Raw genomic sequence first — 16650 nt, 5'->3', positions numbered from 1 at the left:
GGCGCAGCCTAGGAAGCGTTGAGCTCTCGGGGAAGCAAACCCCTCACCTCGGCGGCCAGTGCGGCCACCGCCCCGGGTTTTCCCCGCAACGCCAGGAGGTCCTGGCGCTGGCCCTCAAGCCGCTCGGGGGCGTTCAGCCAATCGCAGGCCTCCTTCGCAATCTCCTCAGGGGTGATCGCCCCCACCCGCTCCGGCACCACAGCACGGCCTGCACTGATGTTGGGCCAGGCCATCAACCCGTTGTTGCGCAAACGCCAGAGGGTCAGCAGAACCCCGATCAGACGCCGCAGACCCGGCAGACGCGCCAGCAGCCCCAGCCCGCCGTCCCAGGCCTGCATCACCTCCAGGTGCTGGGTGGGAACAATCACGATCATCGGCACCGCAAGGGCGCCGAGTTCGGCCGTGTTGGCGCCGACCGTGGTCAGGGCCAGGGCGCACTGGCTCAGGGGGCCATGGGCCGGATGCTGCTCCAGCAGACGAATCCGTGTGCCCGCACCCGTCACCAACTCCGTCACCGACTCCCCCTGCTCCACCGAAGCAACGGTGGCGATGTAGCGGGCAGCAATCGGGTTGGATGCGCCGGCGAAACGCAGCAGTTCATCAACGCTGGTGGTGGGAGCCAGCGGCAGCAAAAAACGGCATCCGGGTTGCAATCGGGCCAAACGATCTGCGGTATCGAGCAGAAACGGCATGCCGACGCTCAACTTGGCCGGCTTCGATCCCGGCAACAGGGCCACCCACTGACCCTGGGGGAGAGGCTCCTCGCGACGAGCGAAGGATGACAGATCCGCCATCAGATCACCGACCACGCGGCACCGGGGCTGGTAACGGACCGGCAGCTGACGCCGCACCGCGTCCGACATCGCCGCAATCCGATCGTTCCAGCCCGGCCAACGCGCCACCCACTCGGCATAGGTGATGTGGCGGTAGCCGAGACGAGCCGAAAGCAGAACGGTCCAGAACTGATCACCGCCCAGGAACACCACCACACCCTTCTGCGGCCATGGGCCGTAGCGCTGTGGACGCAGCAGCAGCGACCAGAAGCGGCCTGCCGGCACGATGCGCTCGAACAAACCCCAGGGCTCCGCAGCCGCACGCTCTTGGCCGGTGGAATTGGGGCAGGGCACCAACACCAAGTGCAACGAAGCTGGCGCGCTCTGAGACCGGGGACGCAGGCGAAGGCTGGCGTGCAGCCGTTCGGCCAGAGGTCGAACCCAGGTGGTCAGTTCACCGGGACCGTTCGAAACGAGAACAACAGCCGGTCCTGGTTCTGTTGCGCGGGGACGGGCCAAAGAAAAAAATGCGGATGGCGAGACTTGAACTCGCAAGGCCGAAGCCACACGCCCCTCAAACGTGCGTGTCTACCAATTCCACCACATCCGCGTGGTCGACTTCACCGCTCGGGTGCTGTCGAGATCAGATCATACCGGGCGGGGGCTTCGCTCCTCGGCAACTTCGGTCGGCGCTGATACGATCCGGCGTCAGGCCTGAACATGCTGAGGGATGCCCATCGGCAAAGTGCTGATCGCCAACCGCGGCGAGATTGCCCTCCGGATCATTCGCAGCTGCCGCGAGCTCGGCATCGCCACCGTGGCGGTGTACAGCTCCGTTGATAAGGACGCTCTGCACGTGCAGCTCGCCGATGAAGCGGTCTGCGTGGGCGAAGCCCTGAGCAGCAAGAGCTACCTCAACATTCCCAACATCCTGGCGGCCGCCACCTCCCGCGGTGCTGACGCCATCCACCCCGGCTACGGCTTCCTGGCGGAGAACGACAAGTTCGCCGAGATGTGCCGTGATCACGGCCTCACCTTCGTTGGGCCGTCCCCCCACGCGATTCGCTCGATGGGGGACAAGTCGACCGCCAAATCGACCATGCAATCGGTGGGTGTCCCCACGGTGCCCGGCAGCGAGGGTCTGCTCAGCAGCACCAGCCAGGCGGCCGCCCTGGCCGAGGAAATGGGCTATCCCGTGATGATCAAAGCCACCGCTGGCGGTGGTGGTCGCGGAATGCGCCTCGTACCGGACGCCAGCCAGCTGGAGAGCCTGTACAAAGCGGCCCAGGGGGAGGCGGAAGCCGCCTTCGGCAACCCCGGCCTCTACATGGAGAAATTCATCGATCGGCCCCGCCACGTGGAAGTGCAGGTGCTGGCCGACCGCCACGGCAACGTGGTTCACCTGGGTGAACGGGACTGCTCGATTCAGCGCCGTCACCAGAAACTGCTGGAGGAGGCCCCCAGCCCGGCCCTGGATCCCGACCTGCGCCGCCGCATGGGCGAAGCCGCCGTTGCTGCCGCCCGAAGCATCAATTACGAGGGCGCCGGAACGGTGGAATTCCTTCTGGATCGCAGCGGCGGCTTCTACTTCATGGAGATGAACACCCGGATCCAGGTGGAGCATCCGGTGACTGAGATGGTGACGGGTGTGGATCTGATCGCTGAGCAGTTGCGCATCGCCGGTGGCGAACCCATCAGCGTGCGCCAGGAAGACATCCAGCTCACCGGCCATGCGATCGAATGCCGGATCAACGCTGAGGATGCCCGGCACAACTTCCGTCCCGCACCCGGACGCATCACCGGATGGCTGCCCCCCGGCGGACCGGGTGTGCGCGTCGACAGCCACGTCTACACGGGCTACGACATCCCGCCCTTCTACGACTCCCTGATCGGCAAGCTGATCGTGTGGGGCAAGGACCGCGACCACGCCATGACCCGGATGAAGCGGGCCCTGAATGAATGTGCCGTCACCGGGATTCCAACCACGGTGGAATTCCATCTGGAGATGCTGGATCGGCCGGAGTTCATCAACGGCGACGTGCACACCAAATTCGTGGAGCAGGAGATGCTCCCCTGAGCTCAGGCCACTGCCTGGGCGTGCATCAGGATTTGAGAAAGCAGCCCCTGCTGGCCAACCAGCAACTCACGCACGAGGCTGATCAAGCCCACCCAGATCACTGGAGTGACGTCGACTCCACCGATCGGTGCGATCACGCGACGGCTCACCGAGAGCACAGGTTCCGTTGGCCATGCCACCAGGGGCCAGGCGCCCTTGCTCAGATCGACCTGGGGGTACCAGGTGAGCACGATGCGCAGCAGAAACGCCAGGGTCCAGGCCGCTAGCAGCAAGCCCAGAAGCAAATGGAGGACTGGCAGGGCCTGCAGCAGCAGCGGCGTCACAAAGCTCAAAGCAAATCGTCCCGTCATCGTAGAAAGACGGCATCGCTTCTTAAGATCGGCGCGGCTTTGAAGCAGACGGCAGCAACCCCATGACCCCCTCCCTCTCGAACTTCCTGAGCAGCCTCCTTTGGGGAGGTGTGATCGTCGTGATTCCTGCCTCCATCGCCCTGTTCCTGCTGAGCCAGACCGACCAGGTCGACCGCAAGCTCTGATCCGCCCCTGGCGCCCCTCTTAGACTGACTCCCAAGCGGGAGCAGAGCTTTGGTTAACGCCAGTCTCAATTGGGCCAGCATCGTCGGCATCGTTTTGGCCGTCGGCGGCGCTCTGCTCTATTTCATGCGGTCGTTCAAGCCCGCCCTGGCGCGGGACTACGACGTGTTCTTTGCAGCCATCGGGCTGCTATGCGGCGGCATCCTGTTCTTCCAGGGATGGCGCCTCGACCCGATTCTTCAGTTCGGCCAGTTCCTGCTGGCGGGAACCACCGTTTTCTTCGCCTACGAAAGCGTGCGGCTGCGCGGCGTGGCCACGGAGCAGGCCCGGCGTTCCGCCTATTTCGATGACGAACCAACACCGGCCCGGGGCGGAAGCCCGGGGGGCCTACGGGGCGGCTGGGATGACGGCGGTTACGACCGTTTTGATGAGCCCCAGCCGGTGCGGCGGCGCTTCTCAGGCCGTGAAGATGACGCCGAAGAACGGCCTGAAGAGGAGTTCTACAGGCCTCGCCGCGCCAGCCGTGCCGCCATTCCTGAGGAAGCCGCCAGCCGTCGCTCCGCAGACCGTGATCAAGGCGATTCCGGCTGGGACCAAAACGACGAGCGCTCCCGCCGCATGGCTCGCTTCCGTGCCGGCGAAGCCCGGGATGAGCGACGTCCCGACTTTGGCTCCAGACGGACGGATCGAGAGGAACAACGCCGTGGCAGCCGTCCCATGGGGCGGCCTGAGCGTCCTTCCGGCGAACGCGCTCCTTCAGGAGCCGAGGATGCCGCTTTTGCCCCCAGCCGCAGTTCAGCGCCGAGCAGTTCGGCCCCGAACCGGGGACGCCCCAGCGCCAACCCGAACGCCGCGAGCGACTCCAGGCGATCCCCTGAGCCGCCCCTGGCGTCGAACCGGCCCAGCAGCAACCGCCAACCCCCCCGCAGCTCACGGCCTTCGTCCGGCAGACCACGGGACAACAGCTCCCGCTTCGACGACTGAGCGAGTTGCCTCGTCCGCTGCTGATCCTGCTCGCCAGCCTGGCGCTGATTGGCTGCAACGGTCGTAGTGAACGGGCCGGTGGTGGCTTGCTCGCCACCAGTCAGGAGGCCCCAGCCCTGAGTGGCAGTGGTGAGTGGCTGGCGGTCGTCAGCGATCGCGGCGGCCGACCCACGGTGCAGCTGCGCCGCCTGAGCGACGGATCGGTTGTCTCCGTTCCCCAGCTGAGCCGACATCAGCCCCACAGCTCGCCCTCCCTGAGCTGGAACGGCCGTTACCTGGCAGCGATCACCCAGCGGGGGCGCCGCCGACTCGCGGTGGTGACCGACCGCCTGAACGGACGCATGCATCCCCTGCCGCTGCCGGGGGGGAGAGACCCGGTGCAGCTCAGTCTGGCGCCGGATGCCCAGCAGATCGCCCTGCAGGTGACGGATCAGGGGAGGTGGCGCGTGGAACTGCTGGATCTGAGTGATCTGCTCGAGCCGGACCGTCCTCCGGGACAGAGCCTCTCCACACCGGCGCTGTCGTCAGAGCCATGATCCGCGTCGCTCTGCTTTTCAGCCTGGTGTTGGTGAGCGGGTGCAGCAGCCCCAGGCCCACTCCCCGGCCCGACCTCAACGGCCTGCTGCGTCAATCCGTGAACAGCCGGCGGGGTCCCTCCCTGGGGGGACGCTGGCTGGCCAGCCTGGGCCAACGCAATGGGCGGGAGCGGGTCGAACTGATCGACCTGCGCAGCCGCAGCCCCGTCCCGTTGCCGGGCCTCAACCGTGCTGATGCCCAACCGATCAGCGTCAGCGTCAGTGCTGATGGACAACGCCTGGCCGTGGTCCAGCAACGGGAGGACCGCACGGAACTGGTGCTCTACCGGCGCAACGTCGGGGCGACGCAACGGCTGCCCCTGGACCCACCGGGTGTACCCCGCAGCGTCAGCCTGGATGGCTCGGGCCGGCGGCTGGCGGTGCAGGTGAGCCGCAACGGACGCTGGGATGTGGATCTGATCCGCCTGCCCTGATTAGGGCAGCAGCCCTGCCCAGTGCAGAAAGGTGTCACCGCTGAGCACCTCGATCAGCAGCACCGCCACAAAGCCCACCATGGCGAAGCGTCCATTCACCCGCTCGGCATAGCCACTCCAGCCGAAAGCAGGCACATCGTTGGTGGTGGCGGACGTCTCCGGAACGGACGTGGTGTCAAGGGTCTCGCTGGTGGAGGTCATCCGGCCGGTTCAAGAACGCCCGAAGTCATAGCTGGTCGCCGGGATCAGCCGCCAGTCGTGATCACCGCTGAGCTCCAGAACGGTGTCATGGAAGTCCTTCAGGGTTGGCCGGTGGCCCACGCTGATGAACGCCACCTCACGATCCCGCAACAGGGAATAAAGGCGGGATTCGGTCTCGACATCCAGGGCACTGGTGGCTTCATCCAGCACCACGACCTTGGGCGAATTGAGCAGCAGCCGCGCAAAGGCCAGTCGCTGCTGTTCACCCAGAGAGAGCAACCGCGGCCAGTCCTGCTTGATGTCGAGGTCGGGATAGCGCTGCAGGAGTTTGCCCAACATCACCTGATCCAAAACAGCCCGTAGCTGTTCATCGCTGAAACGGGCCTGATCAAGGGGATAACAAAGCTGTTCGCGCAGAGATCCCAGTGCCATGTAGGGCTTCTGGGGGATGAAAAGAAGATCGCCCTGCCCCGGGGAATAAACGGTGCCCGTCGGCGAGCCCCACAGGCCACTCACCACCCGCAGCAGAGACGTCTTGCCACAGCCGGAGGGTCCCACCACCAACAGCCCCTCAGCATTGCCCAGGGAAAAACTGAGGTCGCGCACCAGCACGTTGTCGGTACGCGGTGTTTTGACCGTCACCCCCTGCAGCGCCAGGCGCTCAGAGGGCACGATCCGCGGCACGTAATCACTCCACTCCTCTGGATCGAGGTTGGAGATGTTGGATTGAAAGCCTTCCAGCCGGTTGATCGATGCCGAGAACCGGGCCAGGGCTTCGATGTTGTAAATGATGAAAAACAACGATCCCTCAACCAGGTTGTAGGCGACGTTCGCCTGGGCGAAGCCGCCGTAATCCATCTCACCGGCGAGAATCGGTGCCGCAAGGATCAGATAGGGGATGAAATTGCTGGCGTAAATGCTGGAGCGCTGCAGCACCCGCAGCAGCACTTCCCAGACAATCAGCAGATTGAAGTTTTCAACGACGGTGGCCAGGCGACGCGTCACCTCCTTGGCTTCTTGCTGCTCACCGGCATAGAAGGCAATCGACTCAGCGTTGTCACGCACCCGTACGAGGCCATAGCGGTAATCCGCTTCAAAACGCAGTTGGAAATTGTTCAACCGCACCAACTTGCGGCCAGCCACAATCATCAGGACAGACACCCCGGATGCATAGGCCAGAAGGGCAAAGGTGAGCCCCTCACTCACCGAATAAAGGATGAGGATGTTGAGGGAAAAGGTGAGGATCGAATCAAAAATATTCAGCGCAAAACCAAGGGCCTGTGCCGTGAAATCACGCACATCCTCGGAAATACGTTGATCGGGGTTATCAACATTGGTGGCCGCTTCATCATTGGGATTGAGCACATAATAAGCCCGATCCCGCAGGTAATCGTCCACTAGGCTCAGCGACAACCATTCGCGCCAGAACAGCCCAAGTTTCTGGGTGAAATAAAACTGCAGGCTGCGAATTGGCAGTGCCACAGCAAAACAGGCGCCGTAGATCCAGAGGTTGCGATACGACGCATCGCCATCCCTGGCGATCAACGCATTGGTCAGATCCCTGGCGAGGAATGTGATGCCGGCGTTGATGCCGTTCACGCTCAACAGCATCAGGATGATCAGGCCGAGAAACAGCCAAGGCAACCAGCGGCGATGCCTGAGTTGGCCCCGCACAGAGGCAAACACCACAGCCCCCAGCACGAACAGGGCACTGATGCCCGCCCCCCATCCACGGGACCAGAGCATGGCCAGGGACGACTGGACGCCACCGAGGTACTGGCCGGACAACTCCGGAAACAGCCACGACAGGCCGTTCATCAAGCCGGTGACCAGGAACAGCACGATCCCGGCCACACAGAAGAGCAGGCTCACCAGCAGTCCAAGGAACTGCCAGCCGTTGTCTTCGGTGTAGGGGAAAAAGTAGGGCTGCGAAAGCCGACGCAGCTTGGCGGCCTGATTGCGCAGGTTCTGAAGCTGGTGGGTCATGCCACTGCTGAACTGTGCTCAGTCTGGCTGTCGCCGCGCCGCTTCGTCGCTGACCTCAACCGGGAGGCCACGCCAGAGGACGTCCACCGATCACATGCACATGGAGGTGAAACACCGTCTGGCCAGCACCGGCGCCACTGTTGATCACCGTGCGGAAATCGTCCAGACCCTCCTGTTTGGCCACGCGGGCAGCCACCAGCAAGAGGTGGCCCAGCAGGGCCGCATCCTCAGCAGCACCGGAGCGCAAGCTCTCGATCGGCTTGCGCGGAATCACCAGCACATGAACGGGTGCCTGGGGCGCGACATCGCGAAAGGCCAGACACTGCTCATCGCTGTAGACCTCATCGCACGGGATCTCGCCACGAAGGATCTTCCCGAAGATCGTGTCGTCTGCCATGGGCCTTGAAAAGAGGGAACAGCCGGACCGGTGTGACAGCAGGGGCATGAATCTCCTGCGTCACCCTCCACAGAATGCTGGCACGTTGTCTCAGTGCATCCCTGCAAGGTCTGGAGGCCAGACCAGTGGTGGTGGAAGTGGATCTTGCCCCGGGCCTACCGGGCGTTCAGCTGGTGGGTCTGCCGGACAAGGCCATTCAGGAATCACGGGAGCGGGTCCGATCCGCCCTGCGCAACAGCGGCTTCCGCGGCCCCCTGGTGCGCGTGGTAATCAACCTGGCTCCGGCCGATCTGCGCAAGGATTGTCCTTCCTTTGACCTCCCCATCGCCCTGGCCCTGTTGGTGGCTAGCGGGCAACTCGCCCGCCCTCAGCTGGAGGGCCTCTGGTGTGCGGGCGAATTGGGGCTCGACGGCAGCCTCAGGCCCTGTCGCGGGGTGATTGCCCTTGCTGCAAAGGCCCAGCAGCACAAGGCCCAAGCCCTGGTGGTTCCTCCTGAGAACGCCCAGGAGGCCAGCCTGATTGAGGGGCTCACCATCCGCACCGCAGCCAACCTGCGCACGCTGGTGGAGCAGCTGAAAGGCGAGCGCCCCTGGCCGGCGACCGGCAGCAGCACCCGATCCTCAACCCAGCCAACCAAGCTGGCGTCTTGGCCCTGCCTGGACAGCAGCCTCGCCTCCCGCGCCCTGGCCCTCTCGGCAGCCGGCGGCCACCATCTACTGCTCAGCAGCCGCCTTGCTCGGCGGCGGACGCTCACCCCGTCCTGGGGAGGTGAGCCTGGCCCACGGTGGCGTGCTCTTCCTTGATGAGCTGGCGGAATTTCCGCGGGCGGTCCTGGATCAATTGCGGTAGCCCCTGGAGGACGGCGCCGTGCAGATCAGCCGCTCCCAGCAGAGCACGGTGTTCCCGGCCCTGGTCACCCTGGTGGCCACCACCAATCCCTGCCCCTGCGGCTGGCATGGCGACCGCGACCATGGCTGTCGCTGCAGCATCAGCCAGCGCCAGCGCTACTGGCAGCGGCTCTCCGGCCCGCTCTTGGATCGGCTCGATCTGCAACTGCGGCTAGAACGGCGCTCCGCCAAGGAGGTGGCAGCGGTGCTGAAGCAGCCCAGCCCAACGCAAGCTGCAGCGTCTTGGTGCACCCCCGCACAAATTGAACGAGCCCGGCAGCGGATGCAGAGGCGCAATCCGGGTGGAGACAGCAACGGGCGGCTGTCGGCAGCAGCGCTGCAGCGGACCGGAGCCATCGAGGCGGCGGCACTCAAGCTCTGGGAACAGCTGATCAACCAGCGTGGGCTGAGCACGCGCAGCGGCCTTCAACTGTTGCGCGTGGCGCGCACCATTGCCGATCTCAACGACCGGGCCAGCGTCGATCGAAACGCCGTGGCGGAAGCGAGTTGCTTCCGCTGCACTGATCTGCTCAAGCAGCCTGGTGCTCAGTAGTCGCGGGCTCGCTTGTCGGGCGTGTCCCGGTAGGGCTGGGTGCCGATCGGCGGGGGCTGGAGATGGCGGTCGTTGAACGAACCCAGGGCATGGGTCATCGCTTCACCGAACCACTGGAACCACTGAACAACCGTTGTTTTCATCACGTCCTCCGGGGTCTGTCTTCAGTGTGAAATCACTGACAGAGGACGACAACAGGTGTTTTCACCGGTTCTGGGCCAGCTCAGTAGGACGGAGCTACGGAACTCTCACTCTGTTCAGTCTCAACCGGCTCGCTGTCTGGGCTGGATCCGGCCACTGGCGCACTGTCCCGATACACATAGAGATGGCCGAGGCTCTTCTTGCCGTAGGCCCGTCGCTTCAAGGTCCAGCCCGGCTCAAGCTTGAGCTGAACGAATCCGCTGGCGGCACCACCGGCCCGAGCCACGAGCATGGGCGGTTGGGAGGGATTCTTGGTGGGCGTGGCCAGCAATTCAATATCCCGACCGGTGTTCACCACGCTGAGCCGGTAGCGGGTGCCGAGGTCGTCACCACCGATCCGCAGGGAGTAGCCATTGCCATCGATGTAGCGGTTGCAGACCCCGCTGAAATCAAATGTGGACAACAAGGGATCGACCATGGCCGGTGATCCCGCAGCCACAGCGAAACAGGGGCGTTTTGTGGTGCGCTGCTCGTAGATGTTCAACTGAGAACGCTCGCCCTGCCCAATCGGGGCCGACACCAAGACGAACTTGCTCAACTCCACGGGCACCGCCGTGAACAGCGACCCCTGGGCCAGGGCCACCGGTGCAGAGGTCGCTGCGAGAGCGAGGCCGGCAGCGGACACGGTTCGAAAGCGTGCCATCACGTCCATGGAGGAACTGAGCGGATCGTAAAAGTGATGCCTGGATCGGTCGCCCCCAATCAGGCCGGTTTGTTCAGGCGAATGGCGAACAGAAGGGTCCCCACGGTTCCAGGGGCCGCCAGGGCCAGGATCCAGCTTGTGGTTTTGACCCCGAGGTCGGGATCGCCGTAGGCCAGTTCAAACACACATCCGGTGCTGGCGATACCTAGAACACAGGCGAGAGCCAGAAAAACGCCGGCCAGTGGTTTCATCGGCATAACTCAGGCGACGCTCCGCACATCTTGGCGCTCGAAGCCCTTCTCCTGGAGCTCCTTCTGCAGACCGTCTTCATCAGTGACGCGATCGACAAACAACACGCCATTGAGATGATCCATCTCGTGCTGAATGCAACGGGCCATCAGGCCATCGGCCTTCATCTTCCTGGGCCGACCCATCTCATCGCGGAAGCTCAGTTCAATCGCGGTGGGGCGCACCACATCGAGATACACCCCGGGGATGCTGAGACAGCCCTCCTCGTAGGTGTCGAGCCCGGCGCTGGCCGCCGTGATCTCCGGATTGATCAACACCAGGGGCGGCGTGGCGGCATTTTCAAGGTCGAGATCAATCACCAGGAGCTGCTGGTGAATCCCTACCTGAGGAGCCGCCAGGCCAATGCCCTTGGCGGTGTACATGCTACGCAGCATGTCGCGAGCCAGCTCCCGCACCTGCTCATTCACCTTGCCGATGCGGCGCGCAGGCTGCCGCAACACCTCATCGCCCAGGGTGTGAATCTCCAGTGGCGGGGTTTCCAGGGCCGTCTTGGGCACCAGCATCGTGTCCCGCGACTTATCGGCCTGACGGGCCAACTCTGCAAAGCTTCCTGCCAAGACCAACGCCGCGTTGATTCAGCATGGTAAGCGGCCTGAATCAGCCGTTATGGGAGCCGCTCCGTTATCCGCGCAACATGCCGTCGGCCGTTTGCCGGGTCTCAAGGAACCGGCCCTGGTCAGTGGCCCCGATGCAACGCTGTGGCTGATCTGGCTGGAACAGCGTCCCCAGGAGCGCGGCCGCACCACTGCCTTGATCAGGCGTTTCGGTGATTCCGAAGCAGAACCACAGGAGCTGACGCCGGCCCCCAGCAATCTGCGCAGCCGCGTGCATGACTACGGCGGCGGCGTACTCGCCACCGCGGTGGAGCAGGACAGGCTGATCCTGGCCTGGATCGAGCGCGGCTGCCTCTGGCGTCAGGACTGGCGCCTGCCGCAAACCGGCCCCCAGCAACCCACCCCCCTGGCTGCACCCCAACGGCTCAGCCGGGAAGGGGACTGGGAGCTGGCGGATGGCGTGCTCGATCTGCCCAGGCAGCGCTGGATCGGCATCCGTGAAATCGAAGGTCGTGACGAGCTGGTGAGCCTGGCGCTGAACGCAACGGATCAGACGCCGCTGCTGCTGCACCAGCCGACGGACTTTGCCGGCTATGGCTGCTTGAGCCCCGATGGCCAGAGCTTCGCTTGGGTGGAGTGGCAGCAACCTGCCATGCCCTGGGACAGCAGCCGTCTCTGGTGCGCGGAGTTCAGCGACACCGGGGAACTGGTCGAGACCCGTCAGCTGGCCGGAGGCGATGGCATCTCAGTGTTTCAACCCCAATGGCTGCCCGACGGGCAGTTGCTTGTGGCGGAGGACAGCTCCGGTTGGTGGAACCTGATGCTCCAGCCCAGTGCCGATGCCGCCTGGGAGAAGCCCTGGCCGATGGCTGCCGAAACGGCCATGCCCCAGTGGATCTATGGGATGAGCACCACGGCCTGGGATGGCGAGCAGCTGATCGCCGCCGTCTGCAGCCGCGGGGCCTGGTCGTTGCAACGGCTCAGCCTGGATGGAGCGGTGCAGCCGTTGCCGCAACCGTTTGACGACCTTGCGGGATTAAGCGCCTGCAACGGCCGCGCCGTGGCCGTGGCCAGCAACAGCACCAGCGTGGCCGGGCTGCTGGAAATCGATTTGCGACCGGCCACCCCGATCTGGAGCCACAGCCCCGCCATCACGTCACCTTTGTCGGTTGAGGCGATCAGCGTGGCCGAACCGCTGTGGTTCAACGGTCATCAGGGTGAACGCACCCATGCCTGGTACTACCCCCCGAGCGGCAAACCACCAGGGCCTGCGCCGCTGCTGGTGAAAAGCCACAGCGGACCAACGGCCATGGCTCGCCGCGGCCTCAGCCTGGCGATTCAGTACTGGACCTCCCGGGGTTGGGGCGTGGTGGATGTGAATTACGGCGGCTCAACGGGGTTTGGCCGGGACTACCGGGAGCGCCTCAACGGGGGCTGGGGCCTGGTGGATGTGGCCGACTGCGCCGCCGCCGCACAGGCCCTGATCGAGACCGGTCGCGCCGATCCCGGCCAGATCGCCATCGAAGGTGGCAGTGCCGGCGGCTTCACCACCCTGGCGGCGCTGTGCTTCACCGAAGTGTTCAGGGCCGGCGCCTGCCGCTATGCGGTGTGTGATCTCACAGCCATGGCTGAGGACACGCACCGTTTTGAGGCGCGCTACGTGGATGGCCTGGTGGGGGAATGGCCCGCAGCGCGTGCGTTGTACGAGCAGCGGTCGCCACTGCTGCATGCCGATCAAATCCGCTGTCCGGTGCTGTTCTTCCAGGGTTTACAAGACAAAGTGGTGCCGCCGGAACAGACCGAACGCATGGCCGAGGCCCTGCGCAGCAACGGCATCCCGGTGGAGGTGCGGCTGTTCGAGGAGGAAGGCCACGGCTTCCGCAACCAAGCCACCCAGATCGAGGTGCTCGAGCAAACCGAGGCCTTTTTCAGGCGGGAATTGGGGCTAACAGACGGTTACAAAGCACACAACCCCGTTCAGCAGATGTGATCGGTTGAGCGAGCAACCAGCAGGAACCATCAACCTGTGCTCCACGGAACCCATGAAAAAGCGGTAAGCCTGAAAAGGTGGTTGCTGTTTCGACAGCACCGATGCGGATCCTGCGTTATCGCGGCAACAGCTATGCCAGCCCTGAACCGATCAACGCGGCTCCCCGTCCCGGCGCACGCTCCTACCGCTGGGTGAAGTACGCCATCGACACCAACAAGGTTGCTCCCCTGCGTCAACGCGAGGCCGCAGCAAGCAACGATCAGCTGGCGGCCTGAGCCAGGTCAGCTGTGCTCGCGCAGAAAGGCGACCGTGGAAGCAAGCTCTTCGCTGAAGCGGTCGATCTCTTCAAAGGTGCTGGTGAAGCTCAGGCTGGCCCGCGCTGAAGCCGTCACGTCATACATGCGGTGCAGGGGCTGACAGCAGTGGTGACCACTGCGGATGCAGATCCCGGACGCATCGATCAGAGCGGCAATGTCGTTGGCATGCACGCCATCCACAAGGAATGTGGCGAGAGCACCTCGCTCGGGCTGCTGATCAGGCGTCGGCCCCAGGACCCTCACACCATCAATGGCCTGCAACCGGGTGAACAGATGCCGGGTGAGCTGAGCCTCCCACGCCTGAATCGCCTCCAGACCCACCGCCTGCAGGTAGCGAATCGCGGCTCCCATGCCCACCGCCTCGCCAATGGCAGGGGTGCCCGCTTCGAACTTATGGGGCAACACCGCCCAGGTGCTGTGGTCCAGGAAAACGTCCTGAATCATCTCTCCGCCGCCCAAAAAGGGAGGCATCGCCTCCAGCAGCGATTCCCGCGCCCAGAGGAAACCCATGCCAGTAGGGCCACAGAGCTTGTGGGAGGAGCCGACGAGGAAGTCGGCATCCAGAGCCGCCACGTCAATCGGCTTGTGGGCCAGGCTCTGGCAGGCATCCACGAGCACGCAGGCGCCAACGGCATGGGCTGCGGGGATCACCTGATCCAGGGGATTGCAGCAACCGAGGGAATTGCTGATGTGCACCAGGCTCACCAGTCGGGTGCGCTCGTTGAGCTGGGCCCGGAAATCCTCCAGATCCAGCTCACCGGATTCGGTGATGCCCACATGGCGCAGCACGCAGCCGGTGCGCTGCGCCAACAGCTGCCAGGGCACCAGGTTGCTGTGGTGCTCCATCACCGTGAGGAGAATTTCGTCCCCCTCCTTGAGGCTGGCGTCCCCCCAGGTGCGCGCCACCACATTGATGGCTTCGCTGGCATTGCGGGTGAAGACAATCTCGCGGGAACTGGCCGCACCCACGAAGGCCGCCGTCGTGCTGCGGGCCGCCTCAAAGGCATCGGTGGCACGGGCACTGAGCTGGTGCGCACCGCGATGCACGTTGGCGTTGTCGCAGCTGTAGTACTGCTGTAGCGCTTCGAGCACCTGACGGGGCTTCTGGCTGGTGGCAGCGTGATCGAGATAGATCAGCGGGCGGCCATCCGGAGCCAGCTGCTCAAGAATCGGGAAATCAGCACGATATCGAGACGATAAATCCACGAAACCAGCACTAGATCGTGCTTCGGCGATCGTCATGGGGCGAGGCTCTCCATCACGCGCTCCAGGGGGCGCCACGCCTGCGCGGCAGCAGGCAGCTGGGCGATCACCTCCTGGCAGGCCCCGCGCAGCAGCAGCGCCGTTGCATCCGCCGCAGCGATGCCCCGGCTCTGGAGATAGAACAGCTCATCGTCCTGAAGCTGCGACACGGTGGCGCCGTGGGCGCAGCGCACATCGTCCGCCACGATCTCCAGCTCAGGCTTAGTGTCCACCCGGGCCCGATCAGACAGCAGCAGGTTGCGGCTCAATTGGGCGGCGTTGGTGCGCTGAGCATCGCGGGGAACACTGATGGCGCCGTTAAAAATTGCATGGGACTGGCCGCCGGCCAGGCATTTCTGCAACTGATCCAGCTCCCCCTCCGGCCCGTCGAAGCGCACCGCGGTGTGGGTGGCCAGCTGCTGCTCGGCGCCGGTGACGGCCAGACCTTTAAGCACGGTCTCTGCCTGGCCATCTACCTGCACCACCCGGGGCTCCACCCGTCCCAGATTCCAGCCCTGAACCACCGAAGTGAGGGCATAGGAGCTGCGGGGCTCCTGCTCCACAGCCAAATGGGCCATCAGCGATGACGCGCCATCCGCCGTCGCCAGCACGCCATGGCGCAGTTGGGCCTCCTGCCCCAGATGCACTTCCAGCACATGGCTGTGGGCCGACGCCCCCTCAGCCAGCAGCACCTGCATCAACTCAAGCTCAGCTCTTTCCTCCAACAGCAGCAGCACCCGCGTGGCGTTCAACCCCGCACCCGCCGCCAGCACCAGCTCCAACGGGCCAATCCGTCCCCGCACCCTGAGGGCCAGGATCTGTTGGGCTTTGGCATGGTTGAACTCCACGGGCCAGACCTGGGCACAACCGCAGCGATCCAGGGTGTGGCCAAGGGCTTGCTCCAGCTCTTCGGCATTCAGCGCCGTGATTCCTTCCGGAAGCACCTGGCCGGCCAGGGGATCATCAAAACCATTGAGCACCAGACGGGTCACCCCGTCCAGGCTGGCCGGCAAAGATGTGGACAGTGGCGAGGCACTGGCCGGCAATTCCGAGACCGCCGCAAGCCGTTTGAGGTCGGTGAGGCGCCAGGGCTCCTGGCGGCGATTGGGCAGACCAAGCTGTTCAAGCGCGGCTCGACCGCGCTCCTGCACTGGCGCCAGCACACTGCTCGCCATGGTCAAGCGGCTCCTTGAGCGGCCAGCTCCTGATCCACCCAGTCGTATCCCGTCTGCTCCAGCTCAAGGGCCAGCTCCCGTCCACCGGTGCGCAGGATCCGGCCTGCCGCCATCACATGCACATAGTCCGGGGTGATCTCGTCGAGAAGACGTTGGTAGTGGGTGATCAGCAGCGTGGCGTTGTCTTCCGTCGCCAGCTGGTTCACACCACCGGCCACGATGCGCAGGGCATCGATATCAAGGCCGGAATCGGTTTCGTCCAGGATCGCCACCACGGGCTCCAGCAGCGCCATCTGGAGAATCTCGTTGCGCTTTTTCTCGCCCCCGGAGAAGCCTTCATTCACGCTGCGCTCAAGGAAGGCAGGGTCCATCTGCACCACCTTGAGCTTGTCGTGCACGTGATCCTCGAAGGCAAAGGTGTCGAGCTCCTCTTCCCCCTGTTTTTCCCGCCGGGCATTGGTGGATACCCGCAGGAATTCCAGGTTGCTGACACCAGGGATTTCTACGGGGTACTGAAATCCGAGGAACACCCCCAGACGGGCACGCTCTTCAGGCTCCAGCTCAAACAGATCCTGGCCGCGATAACGAACGCTGCCGCCCGTGACCCGGTAGGCCGGATGCCCGGCCAACACCTTGGAGAGCGTGCTCTTGCCACTGCCGTTGCGACCCATCACGGCATGGACTTCACCAGCCTTCACCTGCAGATTGACGCCCTTGAGGATGGGCTTGTCCTCTACGGAGGCATGCAGGTCTTGAATGTCGAGCAGCAGCTCAGCGTCAGGGCGAATCACGGAAGGCGTCGTTAAAAAACAAAGACAA

Annotated in this window: 21 protein-coding genes, 1 tRNA gene and 1 pseudogene; 10 read left to right on the top strand and 13 right to left on the bottom strand. The window is 64.3% G+C overall.

The window, feature by feature from the left end; genetic code table 11:
• Positions 1–8: 8 nt before the first annotated feature.
• Together DXY33_RS03500 and DXY33_RS03495 are read right to left on the bottom strand one after the other, a co-directional pair.
• Entirely contained in the window at positions 9–1292 is a 1284-nt protein-coding gene (locus DXY33_RS03500) for a glycosyl transferase (RefSeq protein WP_115131777.1), read from the bottom strand.
• A 9-nt stretch (positions 1293–1301) separates the two neighbouring features.
• Positions 1302–1383 (bottom strand) — tRNA-Leu (locus DXY33_RS03495).
• A 120-nt stretch (positions 1384–1503) separates the two neighbouring features.
• On the opposite strand from DXY33_RS03495, the gene accC reads away from it, so the two are divergent.
• Entirely contained in the window at positions 1504–2850 is a 1347-nt protein-coding gene (accC, locus tag DXY33_RS03490) for an acetyl-CoA carboxylase biotin carboxylase subunit (RefSeq protein ID WP_115131776.1), read from the top strand.
• A gap of 2 nt (positions 2851–2852) precedes the next feature.
• Here the strand turns inward: accC and DXY33_RS03485 are convergent, their stop codons facing one another.
• Complete coding sequence (locus DXY33_RS03485) at positions 2853–3173, bottom strand: YggT family protein (RefSeq protein ID WP_244275843.1); 321 nt, start codon at positions 3171–3173, stop codon at positions 2853–2855.
• Between the two features lie 89 nt (positions 3174–3262).
• Between DXY33_RS03485 and psbX the strand changes: the two genes are divergently transcribed.
• From psbX to DXY33_RS03465, 4 genes are read left to right on the top strand one after another with little or no spacing between them, the layout of a single operon-like run.
• On the top strand, positions 3263–3385 hold the full coding sequence (gene psbX, locus DXY33_RS03480) for a photosystem II reaction center X protein (RefSeq protein WP_006851281.1): 123 nt from the start codon (positions 3263–3265) through the stop codon (positions 3383–3385).
• A gap of 49 nt (positions 3386–3434) precedes the next feature.
• Positions 3435–4367 carry a Ycf66 family protein gene (locus DXY33_RS03475; RefSeq protein WP_115131775.1) on the top strand — a complete coding sequence of 311 codons (933 nt, stop codon included), beginning with the start codon at positions 3435–3437 and terminating at the stop codon, positions 4365–4367.
• Between the two features lie 5 nt (positions 4368–4372).
• On the top strand, positions 4373–4903 hold the full coding sequence (locus DXY33_RS03470; protein ID WP_115131774.1) for a hypothetical protein: 531 nt from the start codon (positions 4373–4375) through the stop codon (positions 4901–4903).
• Positions 4900–5376 carry a hypothetical protein gene (locus DXY33_RS03465; protein WP_115131773.1) on the top strand — a complete coding sequence of 159 codons (477 nt, stop codon included), beginning with the start codon at positions 4900–4902 and terminating at the stop codon, positions 5374–5376. Before DXY33_RS03470 ends, DXY33_RS03465 begins: the two co-directional genes overlap by 4 nt.
• On the opposite strand, the gene DXY33_RS03460 is transcribed toward DXY33_RS03465, so the two are convergent.
• From DXY33_RS03460 to DXY33_RS03450, 3 genes are read right to left on the bottom strand one after another with little or no spacing between them, the layout of a single operon-like run.
• A complete protein-coding gene (locus tag DXY33_RS03460; RefSeq protein WP_115131772.1) occupies positions 5377–5577 on the bottom strand; it encodes a chlorophyll a/b-binding protein in 201 nt (66 codons plus the stop codon).
• A gap of 9 nt (positions 5578–5586) precedes the next feature.
• Positions 5587–7563, bottom strand: coding sequence for an ABC transporter ATP-binding protein/permease (locus DXY33_RS03455; RefSeq protein WP_115131771.1), 1977 nt, complete (start codon positions 7561–7563; stop codon positions 5587–5589).
• A gap of 55 nt (positions 7564–7618) precedes the next feature.
• Positions 7619–7960 carry a histidine triad nucleotide-binding protein gene (locus tag DXY33_RS03450; RefSeq protein ID WP_115131770.1) on the bottom strand — a complete coding sequence of 114 codons (342 nt, stop codon included), beginning with the start codon at positions 7958–7960 and terminating at the stop codon, positions 7619–7621.
• A gap of 74 nt (positions 7961–8034) precedes the next feature.
• Between DXY33_RS03450 and DXY33_RS12930 the strand changes: the two genes are divergently transcribed.
• The 3 genes and pseudogenes from DXY33_RS12930 (at position 8035) to DXY33_RS12920 (ending at position 9400) form a co-directional block, all read left to right on the top strand.
• Positions 8035–8763, top strand: coding sequence for a magnesium chelatase domain-containing protein (locus DXY33_RS12930; protein WP_371634547.1), 729 nt, complete (start codon positions 8035–8037; stop codon positions 8761–8763).
• Positions 8693–8983 (top strand): annotated as a pseudogene (locus tag DXY33_RS12925) (ATP-binding protein); the annotation flags it as partial. The gene DXY33_RS12930 and the pseudogene DXY33_RS12925, both read left to right, overlap by 71 nt.
• Before the next feature lie 147 nt (positions 8984–9130).
• Positions 9131–9400 (top strand): hypothetical protein, encoded by a 270-nt coding sequence (locus tag DXY33_RS12920; protein WP_371634565.1) that lies wholly within the window; start codon positions 9131–9133, stop codon positions 9398–9400.
• Here DXY33_RS12920 and DXY33_RS12190 read toward each other — a convergent pair.
• The 4 genes from DXY33_RS12190 to def all read right to left on the bottom strand — a co-directional run bounded on the left by DXY33_RS12190 (position 9394) and on the right by def (position 11110).
• A complete protein-coding gene (locus DXY33_RS12190; RefSeq protein WP_006851286.1) occupies positions 9394–9543 on the bottom strand; it encodes a hypothetical protein in 150 nt (49 codons plus the stop codon). The two genes, DXY33_RS12920 and DXY33_RS12190, sit on opposite strands and share 7 nt — an antisense overlap.
• A gap of 80 nt (positions 9544–9623) precedes the next feature.
• Complete coding sequence (locus tag DXY33_RS03440) at positions 9624–10253, bottom strand: DUF3747 domain-containing protein (protein ID WP_115131769.1); 630 nt, start codon at positions 10251–10253, stop codon at positions 9624–9626.
• A 50-nt stretch (positions 10254–10303) separates the two neighbouring features.
• Positions 10304–10501 carry a hypothetical protein gene (locus tag DXY33_RS03435; RefSeq protein ID WP_006850702.1) on the bottom strand — a complete coding sequence of 66 codons (198 nt, stop codon included), beginning with the start codon at positions 10499–10501 and terminating at the stop codon, positions 10304–10306.
• Positions 10502–10504: 3 nt separating this feature from the next.
• Positions 10505–11110 (bottom strand): peptide deformylase, encoded by a 606-nt coding sequence (gene def, locus DXY33_RS03430; protein WP_115131768.1) that lies wholly within the window; start codon positions 11108–11110, stop codon positions 10505–10507.
• Between the two features lie 49 nt (positions 11111–11159).
• Between def and DXY33_RS03425 the strand changes: the two genes are divergently transcribed.
• Together DXY33_RS03425 and DXY33_RS12185 are read left to right on the top strand one after the other, a co-directional pair.
• A complete protein-coding gene (locus tag DXY33_RS03425) occupies positions 11160–13097 on the top strand; it encodes a prolyl oligopeptidase family serine peptidase (protein WP_115131767.1) in 1938 nt (645 codons plus the stop codon).
• 77 nt (positions 13098–13174) lie between these two features.
• Positions 13175–13372, top strand: coding sequence for a hypothetical protein (locus DXY33_RS12185; RefSeq protein ID WP_170950924.1), 198 nt, complete (start codon positions 13175–13177; stop codon positions 13370–13372).
• Between the two features lie 6 nt (positions 13373–13378).
• On the opposite strand, the gene DXY33_RS03420 is transcribed toward DXY33_RS12185, so the two are convergent.
• From DXY33_RS03420 to sufC, 3 genes are read right to left on the bottom strand one after another with little or no spacing between them, the layout of a single operon-like run.
• Positions 13379–14656 (bottom strand): SufS family cysteine desulfurase, encoded by a 1278-nt coding sequence (locus tag DXY33_RS03420; protein ID WP_115131766.1) that lies wholly within the window; start codon positions 14654–14656, stop codon positions 13379–13381.
• Positions 14653–15831 (bottom strand): Fe-S cluster assembly protein SufD, encoded by a 1179-nt coding sequence (sufD, locus tag DXY33_RS03415; RefSeq protein WP_115131765.1) that lies wholly within the window; start codon positions 15829–15831, stop codon positions 14653–14655. The genes DXY33_RS03420 and sufD overlap by 4 nt, the downstream gene beginning before the upstream one ends.
• A 2-nt stretch (positions 15832–15833) precedes the next feature.
• Positions 15834–16622: a Fe-S cluster assembly ATPase SufC gene (sufC, locus tag DXY33_RS03410; RefSeq protein WP_115131764.1), complete on the bottom strand. Its 789-nt coding sequence runs from the start codon at positions 16620–16622 to the stop codon at positions 15834–15836.
• Positions 16623–16650 lie beyond the last annotated feature (28 nt).

Source organism: Synechococcus sp. N26 (assembly GCF_900473975.1).
Classification (GTDB): domain Bacteria; phylum Cyanobacteriota; class Cyanobacteriia; order PCC-6307; family Cyanobiaceae; genus Parasynechococcus.
This window is presented reverse-complemented; position numbering and strand designations above follow the sequence as displayed.